Annotated in this window: 1 pseudogene; it reads right to left on the bottom strand. The window is 82.5% G+C overall.

The annotated features are described in order from the left end of the window. Positions 1–218, bottom strand: a pseudogene (locus KVS67_RS12950) (DNA polymerase III subunit epsilon); the annotation flags it as partial. Positions 219–240: the final 22 nt, after the last annotated feature.

Genomic DNA, 240 nt, shown 5'->3' with positions numbered 1-240 from the left:
CGGGCCGGGCGGGTGGCCTTCGCCTCGGCCCCCGATCCCGCCGCCGGGGGGGCGAGGACGCTGACGCCCAGCCCCTGGGCCCGCACCAGGCGGACGACGCCGCGGCCGGCCGGCGCGTCGGTCAGCCCGGGCAGAATCTCCGCGTTGGCCGGCCGCGCCCCCAGCACGCGCCCGCCGGTGTCCCCGAGGATGGCCGCGCTGGCCTCCGTGTCGGCCACTGCGACGGGGTGGGGTGCCGGG

It is taken from the genome of Micrococcus sp. GbtcB5, from assembly GCF_019091605.1.
GTDB lineage: Bacteria > Actinomycetota > Actinomycetes > Actinomycetales > Micrococcaceae > Micrococcus > Micrococcus luteus.
The sequence above is the reverse complement of the archived record's forward strand: the minus strand, read 5'-3'. Positions and strand labels throughout refer to the sequence as shown.